The 13,882-nt window shown below is 59.1% G+C and carries 14 protein-coding genes; 6 read left to right on the top strand and 8 right to left on the bottom strand.

Annotated features, from left to right (window positions below; genetic code table 11):
• Positions 1-6 precede the first annotated feature (6 nt).
• Complete coding sequence (gene hisF, locus J2X66_RS17420; RefSeq protein ID WP_007897430.1) at positions 7-777, top strand: imidazole glycerol phosphate synthase subunit HisF; 771 nt, start codon at positions 7-9, stop codon at positions 775-777.
• A 29-nt stretch (positions 778-806) separates the two neighbouring features.
• On the opposite strand, the gene J2X66_RS17425 is transcribed toward hisF, so the two are convergent.
• A complete protein-coding gene (locus J2X66_RS17425; RefSeq protein ID WP_310266508.1) occupies positions 807-2,336 on the bottom strand; it encodes a serine protease in 1,530 nt (509 codons plus the stop codon).
• A 212-nt stretch (positions 2,337-2,548) separates the two neighbouring features.
• Here J2X66_RS17425 and J2X66_RS17430 point away from each other — a divergent pair, with 212 nt between their 5' ends.
• Positions 2,549-3,304 (top strand): ABC transporter substrate-binding protein, encoded by a 756-nt coding sequence (locus J2X66_RS17430; protein ID WP_310266510.1) that lies wholly within the window; start codon positions 2,549-2,551, stop codon positions 3,302-3,304.
• Between the two features lie 39 nt (positions 3,305-3,343).
• Here the strand turns inward: J2X66_RS17430 and J2X66_RS17435 are convergent, their stop codons facing one another.
• The 4 genes from J2X66_RS17435 to gpmI all read right to left on the bottom strand — a co-directional run bounded on the left by J2X66_RS17435 (position 3,344) and on the right by gpmI (position 8,486).
• Positions 3,344-4,120: a divergent polysaccharide deacetylase family protein gene (locus J2X66_RS17435; RefSeq protein ID WP_310266512.1), complete on the bottom strand. Its 777-nt coding sequence runs from the start codon at positions 4,118-4,120 to the stop codon at positions 3,344-3,346.
• A gap of 1 nt (position 4,121) precedes the next feature.
• Positions 4,122-5,441, bottom strand: coding sequence for a S41 family peptidase (locus J2X66_RS17440; RefSeq protein ID WP_310266514.1), 1,320 nt, complete (start codon positions 5,439-5,441; stop codon positions 4,122-4,124).
• Positions 5,442-5,473: 32 nt separating this feature from the next.
• The gene (locus J2X66_RS17445) at positions 5,474-6,772 is read right to left on the bottom strand and encodes a murein hydrolase activator EnvC (protein WP_310266516.1); all 1,299 of its coding nucleotides are present in this window, start codon (positions 6,770-6,772) and stop codon (positions 5,474-5,476) included.
• Between the two features lie 184 nt (positions 6,773-6,956).
• Positions 6,957-8,486 carry a 2,3-bisphosphoglycerate-independent phosphoglycerate mutase gene (gpmI, locus tag J2X66_RS17450; protein ID WP_310266518.1) on the bottom strand — a complete coding sequence of 510 codons (1,530 nt, stop codon included), beginning with the start codon at positions 8,484-8,486 and terminating at the stop codon, positions 6,957-6,959.
• A gap of 153 nt (positions 8,487-8,639) precedes the next feature.
• Between gpmI and J2X66_RS17455 the strand changes: the two genes are divergently transcribed.
• The 3 genes from J2X66_RS17455 to secB are packed head-to-tail and all read left to right on the top strand — an operon-like array spanning position 8,640 to position 9,836.
• Positions 8,640-9,053, top strand: a complete 414-nt coding sequence (locus tag J2X66_RS17455) for a rhodanese-like domain-containing protein (RefSeq protein WP_223518838.1) — start codon at positions 8,640-8,642, stop codon at positions 9,051-9,053.
• Between the two features lies 1 nt (position 9,054).
• Positions 9,055-9,309: a glutaredoxin 3 gene (grxC, locus tag J2X66_RS17460; protein ID WP_008149430.1), complete on the top strand. Its 255-nt coding sequence runs from the start codon at positions 9,055-9,057 to the stop codon at positions 9,307-9,309.
• Between the two features lie 41 nt (positions 9,310-9,350).
• On the top strand, positions 9,351-9,836 hold the full coding sequence (gene secB, locus J2X66_RS17465) for a protein-export chaperone SecB (RefSeq protein WP_150702707.1): 486 nt from the start codon (positions 9,351-9,353) through the stop codon (positions 9,834-9,836).
• 111 nt (positions 9,837-9,947) lie between these two features.
• Here the strand turns inward: secB and J2X66_RS17470 are convergent, their stop codons facing one another.
• Positions 9,948-10,403, bottom strand: coding sequence for a tRNA (cytidine(34)-2'-O)-methyltransferase (locus J2X66_RS17470; RefSeq protein ID WP_133837827.1), 456 nt, complete (start codon positions 10,401-10,403; stop codon positions 9,948-9,950).
• On the opposite strand from J2X66_RS17470, the gene J2X66_RS17475 reads away from it, so the two are divergent.
• A complete protein-coding gene (locus tag J2X66_RS17475; protein WP_310266522.1) occupies positions 10,402-10,842 on the top strand; it encodes a hypothetical protein in 441 nt (146 codons plus the stop codon). The genes J2X66_RS17470 and J2X66_RS17475 overlap by 2 nt on opposite strands.
• Positions 10,843-11,310: 468 nt before the next feature.
• Here the strand turns inward: J2X66_RS17475 and ntrC are convergent, their stop codons facing one another.
• On the bottom strand, positions 11,311-12,747 hold the full coding sequence (gene ntrC, locus J2X66_RS17480; RefSeq protein WP_027922162.1) for a nitrogen regulation protein NR(I): 1,437 nt from the start codon (positions 12,745-12,747) through the stop codon (positions 11,311-11,313).
• On the bottom strand, positions 12,744-13,829 hold the full coding sequence (glnL, locus tag J2X66_RS17485; RefSeq protein WP_008024908.1) for a nitrogen regulation protein NR(II): 1,086 nt from the start codon (positions 13,827-13,829) through the stop codon (positions 12,744-12,746). Before glnL ends, ntrC begins: the two co-directional genes overlap by 4 nt.
• Positions 13,830-13,882: the final 53 nt, after the last annotated feature.

Raw genomic sequence — 13,882 nt, forward strand, 5'->3', positions numbered from 1 at the left:
CTGACCATGGCGCTGGCCAAACGTATCATCCCTTGCCTGGACGTGGACAACGGCCGGGTCGTCAAAGGTGTGAAGTTCGAGAACATCCGCGACGCCGGCGACCCGGTGGAAATCGCCCGTCGTTATGACGAGCAGGGCGCCGACGAGATTACCTTTCTCGACATCACTGCCAGCGTCGATGGCCGCGATACCACACTGCACACCGTCGAGCGCATGGCCAGCCAGGTGTTCATCCCGCTGACCGTGGGCGGTGGCGTGCGTACCGTGCAAGACATCCGCAACCTGCTGAATGCCGGTGCGGACAAGGTCTCGATCAACACCGCTGCGGTATTCAATCCGGAATTTGTGGGCGAGGCGGCGCAACATTTCGGTTCGCAGTGCATCGTGGTTGCCATCGATGCGAAGAAGGTCTCCGGCCCGGGCGAAACCCCTCGCTGGGAAATCTTCACCCACGGTGGCCGCAAGCCTACCGGCCTCGATGCCGTCGAGTGGGCGAAGAAGATGGAAGGCCTGGGTGCCGGTGAAATCCTGCTGACCAGCATGGATCAGGACGGCATGAAAAACGGCTTCGATCTGGGCGTGACTCGCGCTATCAGCGATGCGCTGGGCATTCCGGTGATCGCTTCTGGCGGTGTCGGCAACCTGCAGCACTTGGCCGACGGCATCCTCGAAGGCCACGCCAGCGCGGTATTGGCGGCGAGTATTTTCCACTTCGGCGAATACACCGTTCAGGAAGCCAAGGCCTACATGGCGCACCGCGGGATCGTGATGCGATAACACGTCCGGAAAAAACCTCCGGGCCGATGTCAGTTGGCAACTTCAGCCGTGGGAGTTGCCGCTTCGTGAGTGTCTGTCGCATAGCCCAACAAGTCGACCCTCGGCGCTGACGCCTGCCCCGACTTGTCATAGGCAATAGAACAGAGCTTGCCCGGAAGCTTGTCGCTTGGCACGAAAAAATCCATCTCCACGTTGTTCCTGTATTTGTCAGGTTGACTGCAGTCCGTCGTTGCGGCGGGACCATATTTTATCGAATAGGTCCTGTGCGGCTCTTCTGCTTTCGCCAGGGTCACAAAAACTTCGGTGACGATCGACAGATCAGGCGGGGTGGTTGGCTTGTTGTCCAGGATCTCGACTGGCAAAGACAGTGCATTTTTCAGAAGCCCCGATTCGGGTTTTTGCGTCGCAGAATCTAATCCGAGAATGCACAGAAAATAGTGTCCGGGTTCACTCCCTATTTCTGAATTGATAAAGGCATTCTCTGAGCCCTCAACATCGCTGTAGTGATGAGGGCTCTCGCACTCCATTGCCTTGCGCACGGTTTTATGGCGATAGAAGTCGGTGCTTATAGAGAATCGATAGTTCCAGGTCGGAATGGCAATTGAGCCGTCATCCTGATGTTTGACCCGTTGGTAACTTTCCAGCGTGATAGCGTCAGTGTCGATGGTGAACGCCGGGAAGAGTTGGCAGGACGACGGCGGATTTTTTGCGATCCGACCTTCCAAGAAGCATCCGTTGAGAAATGCCGTCGGATTGCCGTATACATTTCCCGGTATTGCCTGATAAGCCTCTCCAGCGGGTGTGCAAGGAGCATGCTCGCGGCATGGAACAAGGCCTTCATCAAAATTTCCTGTCCCGATCACTCCAATGATCTCATTGGAGGAGCGATCCAGTAGCGGGCTTCCTGATCCGCCTCCCCGGATGTCCTGACAGCGTGTCATGAACGTGTTGCGCCATACCCAGGCGCCTTCAACTATTTCCCGCGCCGGTTGCAGATCACAGGCCGACATCCGCAACGTGGTTTGATCAAAGCCTTTTGGCGCCCCGACGATCAATACGTCGGTCCCGTCCGCTGGTGTTTCACGCGCCAGGGTTAATGGCTGTACGCCATTATCGATGAGCTCCTGAAGGCTGACATCCAGTTCGACTATGGCCATATCAACGCCTTGAATGCTCCGCCATGTCGTCGTCTTCAGCGGATAGGTCTTGAACGCGGTGCTGTCAGTGAAATAGTTGAATGTGAGGCTGCCGGTAACCGGTCTGTCTGTGACGATGTTGCCATTGGTCAATTCGATGCAGTGGCCCGCAGTGAGCACGTAAGCAGGCGTTCCAGGCTGCTCGAGTTCATCGCGTGTATCCAGGAGGGTCGCGGTACAGTTTCCTGAGCCGGTGGTCAGGCGCCCGATGCCTTGCCAGTGGTCGCGAGAACCGTCAGTGTTTTCAAGGACTACGGAAGGCGTCAGATTCAGCAGGCCTTCGCCATAATCGCGGCCGTCTGCAAAGCTCGGAGTGCACAGTGAGCACACAGCGCTGGCAAGAAGTAAGGGGATCGAATTCATAGAGCGTTGTCTCTGATTAATATAAAAAACGGCCTGTTGCCGGTGTTGGCAATTAATCAGTTGTGGCGGGTTGGAGTGCGGTAACTATCTACCGCACTGACGGTGACGCCCATTATTTTAACGATCTGCATAAGGCTGTTATCAAAAGGCCAGTAGACAGTGTGGCGAGCTCAAGGCACTCTTGGGCACGCCATGGATTTCGGTAGCCAGACATGCTTAAACGCCTTCTTCTTATCCTCGCCAGCGCTTCTCTATTGCTCATCAATGGGGTACGCGCCGAAGAAAGTCCCGACACCGACCTGGTGTTGCTGACGGAAAATTTCCCGCCGTACAACATGGCGAAGAATGGCAAAAACTTCGCTCAGGACGAGAACATCAATGGCATCGCCGTGGACATCGTCCGCGAGATGTTCAAACGTGCCGACATCACTTACAGCCTGACCCTGCGTTTCCCCTGGGAGCGCATCTACAAACTTGCCCTCGAGAAACCCGGTTATGGCGTGTTCGTGATGGCGCGTTTGCCCGACCGCGAGAAGCTCTTCAAATGGGTTGGCCCGATTGGTCCGGATGACTGGATCATGCTGGCCAGGGCTGACAGCAAGATCAGCCTTGAAACGCTGGATGACGCGCGCAAATACAAGATTGGCGCGTACAAAGGTGATGCGATTGCCGAGACGCTGGGCAAGCAGGGGATGAATCCGATCGTTGTGCTGCGCGACCAGGACAACGCGAAGAAGCTGGTCAATGGCCAGATTGATCTGTGGGCCACGGGCGACCCGGCCGGGCGTTATCTGGCGCGGCAGGAAGGCGTGAATGGTCTGAAAACGGTACTGCGTTTCAACAGCGCCGAACTGTATCTGGCATTGAACAAAGACGTGCCGGACGAAATGGTCGCCAAGCTTCAGGCCGCGCTGGATCAACTGCGCAAGGAAGGCAAGGTGGACGAGATCATGGCGCGGTATCTCTAAGACCCAGTGATCAAAGTGTGGGAGCGGCGGTGCGACGGATTACCGGTAGACGCCATCCTTGCCATGGGCGGCCGTCGCGCGGTTACCCCGCACGCTGATCATCTGCTTGATATCAATCCACTCAATCCCCTGTGCCTTCAGCTTCGGCAGCTCGCGTTCCAGTACTGCCAGTGTCTGCGGATACGGATGCCCGATCATCACCGCCGAACCCTGCTTGTGCGCCAGGCTGACCGCTGTCTGTAGCTGCGTGAAGATTGCCGCCTCGGTGCGCTCATCATCCAGAAACACATCCCGCGAAACACTCGCCAACCCGATCTTCTGCGCCTCGGCGGCGGCAACGGTTTGCGCGCTGGTACGGCTGTCGACGAAGAATTTGTGCCGTTGTTGCAAGTCCGCCATCAACCAGACCATGGCCGGTTGCTGTGCGGTCATGCGGCTGCCCATGTGATTGTTGATGCCCGCGGTGTAGGGCACGACCTTGAATGCCGCGCTCAGGCGTTTCTCAAGTTCTTCGATAGGCAGGTCGGGGTGCCAGGCGAAAGGTCCCGTGGCCGGGTCCATCGGCATGTGCAGGATGACGATCTTGCCGGCGCGATGGGCTTCGCGGGCGAACTCGGTGGCGTGGGGCGTATCGGGCATGATCGCCGTGGTCACCGGGCCGGGCAGGGCCAGCACGCGGCGATCCCGGGGCAGGTTCTGCCCCAGGTCATCGATGATCAGGCTGAGATAAGCTTTTTGAGGGGGCGTCTCGACGGGGGCTGCGTGAGCAACACCCGTCAGGCAGAGCAATAAACCCAGGATAAACCGCTTGAACATCTCAGCGGCCGGACGTGATGCTCAACCCTTTGAGCAGGCTCAAGGCCTGGGCCAGCTGGTAATCATCATCCTGCGGCATGGCCTTGGCTTTGCCGCTGGAACTGGTCGGCTTGTCGGCGCCGCCGTTGCCATTGCCCAAATGGCCTTGCAGGTCGGCTTCCTTGAAGTACTCGCCGTCCTGCTCGTTGGTGATCTTGGCCTTGCGCACTTCGATGTCCGGAACAATGCCCTGGGCCTGAATCGAGCGGCCGTTCGGCGTGAAATACAACGCCGTCGTGATCTTCAGCGCGCGATCGTTGTTCAGCGGCAGTACGGTTTGCACCGAGCCCTTGCCGAAACTGGTGGTGCCCATCAGCACAGCGCGTTTCTGATCCTGCAAGGCACCGGCGACAATTTCGGACGCCGAGGCACTGCCGCCGTTGATCAGCACGACCATTGGCACGGCTTCGCTTTCGTCCTTGCCAGTCGCGGAGAAGCGCAGCTCGGAGTTGGCGATACGGCCCTTGGTGTAGACGATCAGGCCCTTCTTGATGAAGTGGTCGACCACTTCCACCGCGGCCTGCAGCACGCCGCCAGGGTTGTTACGCAGGTCGAGGATGATGCCGTTGAGCTTCTTGCCGTTTTCCTTGCGCAGCTTGGCGAGGGCCTGGGAGACCTCTTCGCCGGTCTTGACCTGGAATTGCGTGATGCGGATGTAGCCGTATCCGGATTCCAGCAATTGCGACTTCACGCTCTTCACTTGAATGATGGCGCGGGCCAGGGTGACGTCGAACGGCGTGCCGCCATCGCGCACCAGGGTCAGGGTGATTTTCTGGCCGATCTTGCCGCGCATCTTGTCCACGGCTTCGGTCATGCTCTGGCCGCGAGTCGGCTGGCCGTTGATCTTGACGATGAAGTCGCCGGCTTGAATACCTGCCTTGGAGGCGGGGGTGTCATCGATCGGCGAAACCACCTTGATGAAACCGTCTTCGGCGCCGACTTCGATGCCCAGGCCGCCGAATTCACCGCTGGTGCTTTCTTGCAGTTCGGCGAAATCTTCCGGACCCAGGTAGGCGGAGTGCGGATCGAGGTTGCTGAGCATGCCTTTGATGGCGTTTTCCAGCAGGGTCTTGTCGTCCACCGGCTCGACATAAGCGGCTTTGATCCGGTCCATGACCTCGGCAAAAGTGCGCAATTCTTCCAGCGGCAACGGCGCCTTGGTCGTCGCGGCAGTGCCCGCAGGCGCGACTGCCGGGGCCGGTTGAGCGGCGAACGCCAGAGGCGCGCCGATCACCAGGGCGATCGTCAGGGCCAGCGAGGTAAGGCGGGACAAATGCAGCATGTCTAACGAACTCCTGAAATTAGGTAGCGTGCTTATCCTTGCGCGCGACACCATTGCGCCGGATCACTCGGGTGACCCTGCTGACGAATTGCGAAATACAGCGCTGGTGTGTCCTGCCCGCCGCTGTTACCGACAGTGGAGATGGACTCACCGGCTTTTACCACGTCACCCGCAGACTTGAGCAGCGTCTGGTTGTGACCATAAAGACTCAAAAAACCGTTGCCGTGGTCGAGAATCACCAGCAGCCCGGCGCCACGCAACCAGTCTGCAAATACCACGCGACCGCCATGCACGGCATGCACCTGGCTACCGGCGGAGGCGCTGATCATCACGCCGTCCCACTTGGTGCGGGCATCGTCGCCACGGGATTCGCCGAAGCGTGCCAACAGTCGACCATCAACCGGCCAGGGAAGTTTTCCCCGGGTTGACGCGAAAGGGCCGCCAAAGGTCTCGCCGGAACTTGAAACCAGGGCGCCGGGTGTCGATTTAACCGGTTTGCGTGGGGCGTCGGTGGTCTCTGCGTCTGCAGCCGCCTGAGCCTCACGTAAACGCTTTTTTTCGGCTTCCTGCTGGGCGATCAGCGCTTTTTGCCGCGCTTCTTCTGCCTCTCGGGCCTGGCGAGCCAAGGTTTCTTCAATGGTTTTAAGGACTTTAGACAGGTCTGCCTGATCCTGCTCGCGGGATGCCAGTTTCTGGTCGCGGGCCTTCACGTCGTCGTTGAGCTTGGCCAGGACTTGTTGGCGTTCCTTGCGGACTTTATCGAGCTCATCACGCTGGGTGTCGAGGCTGCTCTTCTGCACCAGTAACTGCGCCTGTTGGGCGTCGATGTCTTTTTCGACATTGGTCAGTTGGCGCAGGGTTTCGTTGAAATTCTTCAGCTGCTCCAGGCGGGCCTGGCTCAGGTAGTCGTAATAGGTGAGGGTGCGGGCGAATTTTTCCGGGTTCTGCTGATTGAGCAGCAGCTTCAAATACTCCTGACGGCCGTTCTGATAGGCCGCCCGGGCCTGAATGGCGATCAGTCGTTGTTGTTCAGTGCGCGCGCTCTGGAGTTTTTTTTTCTCTGCATCGAGTCGCTGCAGCTCGGATTCGCTTTTCTTCAGCTCTTTTTGCAGGGCATCGACCTGCTTCTCGAGCTTGCCCATTTCGGTCTCGGTGCCTTTGAGCTCTTTCTGCACACCGGATTTTTCTTCCTGGAGCTTGCCCAGCAGCTTTTTCAGCTCGGCAATGTCCTGACGCGTGGCGTCCAACTGTTGTTGGGTTTGCTCGCGCTCGTCAGCAAAAGCCGGTTGGAGCAGGCAAGTCAGTGCAAGGGCTATCAGGACGCGGAGCATAGAGGCGGGCGACACCAGGGAAAGGGACGGCCTAGTATGCCCGCCAAGCGTGGCAAAAAAAATGCCCAATTGGGACTGTGTGATAACTGGACAAAAAAACACCACAAAACCAATGTGGGAGCGGCGATGCGACGATTCGACTTGCTCGCCCCTACAGGGTTTCGGTGGTGTTCGAGCGAGCGGGTTACACCAGAATCGATGTCCCGGTCATTTCCGCCGGTTTTTCCAGGCCCATCAGCATCAGCATGGTCGGCGCCACATCCGCCAGCACGCCGCCTTCACGGACCTTGAGGTCACGCTTGCCGACATAAATGAACGGGACGGGCTCGGTGGTGTGCGCGGTGTGCGCCTGGCCGGTGGCTTCATCGGCCATCTGCTCGACGTTGCCGTGGTCGGCCGTGATCAACGCTTCGCCACCGACCTTTTCCAGGGCTTCGACGATGCGGCCGACGCACTTGTCCAGGCATTCAACGGCTTTTACCGCGGCATTAAACACGCCGCTGTGGCCGACCATGTCGCCGTTGGCGTAGTTGACCACGATCACGTCGTAACGCTGGTGTTCAATGGCATCGACGATGCGGTCGGTGACTTCCGGGGCGCTCATCTCCGGCTGCAAGTCATAGGTAGCGACTTTCGGCGACGGGATCAGGATGCGTTCTTCGCCCGGGAACGGTTCTTCACGACCGCCGGAGAAGAAGAAGGTCACGTGGGCATATTTCTCGGTTTCGGCGATGCGCAGTTGCGTCTTGCCGTTTTTCGCCAGGTAGTCACCGAGCACGTTTTCCAGGCTGCCGGCGGCGAAGGCCGATGGCGCGGGAATGCTGGCGGCGTATTGGGTCAGCATGACGAAACCGGCCAGTTTCGGTTGGCGCGCACGTTCGAATTCCTTGAAATCATCTTCGACGAACACGCGGGTCAGCTCACGGGCGCGGTCGGCGCGGAAGTTCATGAAGACCACGGCGTCGCCGTCTTCGACTTTCACCGGCTCGCCGATGGAGGTGGCTTTGACGAATTCGTCGCTCTCGCCACGCTCATAGGCCGCTTGCAGCCCTTCCTGTGCGGTGGCGGCGTTGAATTCGCCGTTGCCGTCGACAATCAGGTTGTAGGCCTGGGATACGCGGTCCCAACGGTTGTCACGGTCCATGGCGAAATAACGGCCGATGATGCTGGCGATCCGGCCTTTGCCCAACGCCTGGAAAGTCGCGTCGAGCAGTTCGATGGACGACTGGGCGCTTTTCGGCGGTGTATCGCGGCCATCAAGGAAGGCGTGCAGGTAGATTTTTTCAGCACCACGCTTGAACGCCAGTTCAGCCATGGCGATCAGGTGGTCCTGGTGGCTATGAACGCCGCCATCGGACAACAGGCCCATGAAATGCACAGCTTTGCCGGCGGCAACGGCTTTATCCACCGCGGCGCAGATGGTCGGGTTCTCGAAAAACTCGCCATCACGGATCGATTTGGTCACGCGAGTAAAGTCTTGATAAACCACGCGACCGGCGCCCAGGTTCATGTGGCCGACTTCGGAGTTGCCCATCTGGCCATCCGGCAGGCCGACATCCATGCCACTGCCGGAGATCAGGCCATTCGGTACGGTGGCCCACAAACGGTCCAGTACGGGCTTCTTCGCCGCAAAGATAGCATTGGACTCAGGGCTCTCACTGTGACCGAAGCCGTCGAGAATAATCAGGACCAAAGGTTTAGGCGTGGTAGTCATGGATTCCACTCGTGGCTGAGTTAATAGAGGGCGATGGAAAAGGGAGTGGCAGTTTAAAGGCAAGTTCAATCCACGTCACCGCCGGACGGGGTTTGGCCCACCATAGTGGCTGTGTATACTGGCCGACATTTTAACGCCCTGGAACCTCCTTCGATGGTTGCTCACCTGATTGAATTTGCCACTAACCACTACATTCTTGTCGGTATCTTCGTCGTACTGCTGGCGGCGCTGATTGCCTATCAAATGCAAGGCGGCGGCCGTAGTCTGAGTACCGGTGAATTGACCGGGCTGGTCAACAAGGACGCCGGCGTCGTGATCGACATCCGTTCGACCAAGGACTTCGCCGCCGGTCACATCGTTGGCGCGTTGAACATTCCTCACGACAAACTGACCGCGCGCATCGGCGAACTGGAAAAGCACAAGGCCAAGACCATCATTCTGGTCGACGCCCTGGGCCAGACCGCCGGTACCCATGCCCGCGAACTGATGAAATCCGGCTTCACCGCCGCCAAGCTCTCCGGTGGTATTTCCAGCTGGAAGGGCGACAACCTGCCGTTGGTGAAGTGATATGAGCAACGTCGTCGTCTATTCCAGCGATTACTGCCCCTACTGCTCGCGAGCCAAGTACCTGCTCGAGAACAAAGGCGTGGCCTTCGAAGAGATCAAGGTCGATGGCAAGCCGCAGGTGCGCGCCGCCATGGCTCAGAAAGCTGGACGTACGTCCGTGCCGCAGATCTGGATCGGCAGCACCCACGTGGGTGGTTGTGATGATTTGTTTGCCCTTGAGCGCGCCGGTAAGCTCGACGCCATGCTCAAGGCCTGAATACCTTCCCTATAAGACCCCAAGATCAGAAAGGATCTGAGATGACTGACCAACAGAACACTGCAGCTAGCGAAGAAGAAACCGCACCGCAATTCTCCTTGCAGCGCATCTACGTACGTGACTTGTCCTTTGAAGCCCCGAAAAGCCCGGCGATTTTCCGCCAGCAGTGGGAGCCGAGCGTCGGTCTGGATCTGAACACCCGTCAAAAGGCTCTGGAAAGCGATTTCCACGAAGTTGTGCTGACCTTGTCCGTGACCGTGAAGAATGGTGACGAAGTGGCATTCATCGCTGAAGTGCAACAGGCCGGGATCTTCCTGATCAAGAACCTGGACGACGCTTCGATGAGCCACACCCTTGGCGCGTTCTGCCCGAACATCCTGTTCCCGTACGCTCGCGAAACCCTGGACAGCCTGGTCACCCGTGGTTCGTTCCCGGCCCTGATGCTGGCACCGGTGAACTTCGACGCGCTGTACGCACAAGAACTGCAACGCATGCAGGCGGCTGGCGAGACTCCGACCGTTCAATAAGCGGCGTTGCTGAAAATCGCGGGCGAGCCCGCTCCCACAGGATTGTGCAAAACCTGTGGGAGCGGGCTTGCCCGCGATTTTTTCTGTCAGGCAAAAATGATGGTCGGATTATTACTTGAACCCGAGCTGGCGCCAGCCTTCATACACGGCGACGGCCACGGTGTTCGACAGGTTCAGGCTGCGACAGCCTTCACGCATTGGCAAGCGCAGGCGTTGTTCGCCGGGCAGGGCGTCGAGCACGTCAGCCGGCAAGCCTCGGCTTTCCGGGCCGAACAGGAAGGCATCACCCTCGGCAAAGCTGGCATCGTGGAACGGTCGCGAACCCTTGGTGGTGAAGGCGAACAACCGTGGATGGCCAAGGCTCTCCAGGCAGCTGGCGAGGTCGGCGTGGCGTTGCAGGGTGGCGTACTCGTGGTAGTCGAGGCCGGCCCGGCGCAGGCGCTTGTCGTCCATCTCGAAGCCCAGCGGCTCAATCAAATGCAGGTGGCAGCCACTGTTGGCGCACAGCCTGATAACGTTGCCGGTATTCGGCGGAATTTCTGGTTGAAAAAGGATGACGTGAAACATGCACGGCTCCGAAGATAAAGATGACGGGCATTCTACGCCGCCAAAGGACCCCCGTTCGAAACTATTCCCGCGCGTGCTCGGTTCGTTGGCGATTGTCGGGATGATGGTGGGGCTGATGATTGGTCGCCTGACCGCGCCAGACCCGACGGTCTTGCAGCAAGTTGAGGTCACCAGCGACGGCTTGGTCGTGTGGTTCAACAACGAACCCAAAAGCCACGGCGAGTTTGTCGACGGTAGCCTCGCGCTGCTGTTCGAGGCTGAAGGCAAGGCGCAGAAAGGTCAGCTCAGACTCGACGATAAAAACGTCAACTGGCGAGTTCTCTTGAGTGATGGGGGGGTGTTGCTGTCGGTGGTGGCGGCTCGTCCACTGCAAGGCGAGTGGACCGGAAGCGAGGTCAATGACCGCTGGCGGCTGGAGATCCATCTCCGGGAGCAATAAAAGAGGGAATCCCCGGCCTGCCTGTACCAAGGTTCCCAAAACGGCGGGGCTCACGGATTGCGTTGTGAGCCCGGTGTAAAGAAGGAACCCCTGACCTGCCTGTATCAAGGGCCCCAAAACGGCGTGGGCTCGTCGCTTGTGCGGTGTGAGCCCGATGTAAAGAGGGGAATCCCCGGCCTGCCTGTACCAAGGTCCCCGAAACCGGGTAGTGAACTGAATCACTGAATGGACTATTGCAGGGGGCGTGCCAGTTTTTAACAAGTTGAAACAGAAAGCCGCGCTGAAACGTCGAAAGCCCCGTATTCCGGGACTTTCGTGTTTTTTCGATAGGGGTTCGATTGCGAAAAGTGATGGGGAGCGGGATCAGTGTTTGTGCGCGATTGCGGTTCACGGTGCATTGCGGCGGTGCACAGAGTTCGAAATGTTGATCGTTCCCACGCTCTGCGTGGGAACGATCAGGTGAAGGGTTTAGCCTTCATCCCCCTCATCATCATCCCCGCCATCCACCTTCATCCCCAACTCCTTGATCTTGCGCGTCAGGGTATTACGCCCCCAACCCAACAAGACCGCAGCATCGCGGCGGCGGCCGGCGGTGTGTTTGAGGGCGGTCTCGATCATGATCCGTTCGAAAGCCGGCACGGCGGTGTCCAGCAGGCTCGACTGACCACGCGCCAACGCCTGATCGGCCCATTGGCGCAGCGCTTGTTCCCAGTTGGTCACCGGCGCCGAATCCTGTGGCAGGCTCAGCAGTTCAGGCGGCAGGTCGCTGATGTGCACTTCGCGACCCGATGCCATCACCGTGATCCAGCGGCACGTGTTCTCCAGCTGACGGACGTTGCCTCCCCACGGCAAGTTCTTCAGGTATTCCTCGGTTTCGCTTTTCAGCAGCTTCGGCTCGACCGCCAGTTCTTGCGCGGCGCGACTGAGGAAGTGCTTGGCGAGTGTCGGGATGTCTTCGCGACGGTCCGACAGGCGCGGAATGTGGATGCGGATTACGTTGAGGCGGTGGAACAAGTCCTCACGGAATTTCCCGGCGTGCACCAGGGTTTCCAGGTTCTGGTGAGTGGCGGCGATGATTCGTACATCGACCTTCACCGGCACATGACCACCAACGCGGTAGAACTCGCCGTCGGCCAATACCCGTAGCAAACGGGTCTGGGTGTCGGCTGGCATGTCGCCGATTTCATCAAGGAACAGCGTGCCGCCATCCGCCTGTTCAAATCGACCGCGACGCAGGTTGGCCGCGCCGGTGAACGCGCCTTTTTCGTGGCCGAACAACTCGGACTCCATCAAGTCCTTTGGAATTGCCGCCATGTTCAACGCGATGAACGGCGAGGCCGCCCGTGGGCTGTGGCGGTGCAGGGCGTGAGCCACCAGTTCTTTACCGGTCCCGGATTCGCCGTTGATCAGCACCGTGATGTTGGAGTGGCTCAAGCGCCCGATGGCGCGAAACACTTCCTGCATCGCCGGTGCTTCGCCGATGATTTCCGGTGTGCGGGTCAGGGCGACCGGGACTTCCAGGCCTTGCTGTTCCTGTGCATGCTGGTTAGCGCGCTTGACCAGGGAGACGGCTTCGTCGACATCGAAAGGCTTGGGCAGGTACTCAAACGCGCCACCCTGATAGGACGCGACAGCGCTGTCCAGATCGGAGTGAGCGGTCATGATGATGACTGGCAGCCGTGGGTGTTGTTCGCGAATCCGTGCGAGGAGGTCCAGGCCACTGGCGCCCGGCATGCGGATGTCGGAGATGATCACGTCCGGTTGCTGGCGCGCTAGGCGGCTCATCACGCCATCGGCGCTGTCGAAGCTTTGCGTGGTCATGCCTTCCTGCTGCAAGGCTTTTTCCAGGACCCAACGGATAGAACGGTCGTCATCGACGATCCACACGGTTTCACTACGGCTCATGTCGATGTGGCTCCTTGTTCCAGTGGCAGAAAGATCGAGAAAGTGGTGTGGCCTGGGTGGCTGTCACATTCGATCAGGCCCTGGTGCTGGCTGATGATGTTCTGGGTAATGGCCAGGCCCAGCCCGGTACCGTCCGGGCGACCGCTGACCATGGGAAAGAAGATGGTTTCCTGAAGTTCCGCAGGAATGCCCGGACCGTTGTCGATGATTTCGATCTTGGTCACAAGGCGATGGCGCACGTGGCCGATGGTGAACTGGCGCATGGCACGGGTGCGCAGGCTGATGCGGCCCAGGCGCAATTCGTTCTGGCTGCTGATGGCCTGCATCGCGTTGCGCACGATGTTCAGCACCGCCTGAATCATTTGTTCGCGGTCGATCAGCACGTCCGGAATGCTCGGGTCGTAATCGCGCACCAAGGTGATGCAGCCTTGGCTTTCCGCTTCCACCAGATGGCAGACGCGCTCCAGCACTTCGTGGACGTTGCACATGGCCAGTGACGGCAATTTGTTCGAGCCGAGCATGCGGTCGACGAGGTTTCGCAGGCGGTCGGCTTCTTCAATGATCACGTTGGTGTAATCGCGCAGGCTTTCTTCCGGCAGTTCGCGGGCGAGCAATTGTGCGGCGCCGCGAATCCCGCCCAGCGGATTCTTGATTTCATGAGCGAGGCCGCGCACCAGCATCTTGCTGGTTTCCTGCTTCGACAACTGCGCCTCTTCCTTGGTGATCCGCAGCAGGCGGTCACGGGGGTGGACTTCCAGCAACAGCATGGTGGCGCCGTTGGCCAAGATCGGCGTGACTGCGTAATCGACGGTCAGAGTCTGGCCGGTGAGGGCCGTGAGCATCGCTTCGCGTTTGGTGAACGGGTGCGCCTGTTCGACCGCCTGGCGCAGGGAATTCAGCGCTTCAGTAGATTCGGTGAACAATTCGCTGATGAACTGCCCATGACTACGCTGGCCGCTGATGGCCAGCAGCATCTCCGCCGCCGGGTTCATGTACTCAAGGCGCAATTCGGCGTCGAGCAGGATGGTGGCGGTGGTCAGGTTGTCGAGTAGCAAGCGGTGTAGTGCGTCGCTAATGGTCATCAGGACCTCTTTTGGAGCGGAGCGTGCGCAAGAAACAAGCGCTGATGCGGGGA

The organism is Pseudomonas sp. 3296 (assembly GCF_031456615.1).
Classification (GTDB): Bacteria; Pseudomonadota; Gammaproteobacteria; order Pseudomonadales; family Pseudomonadaceae; genus Aquipseudomonas; species Aquipseudomonas mucoides.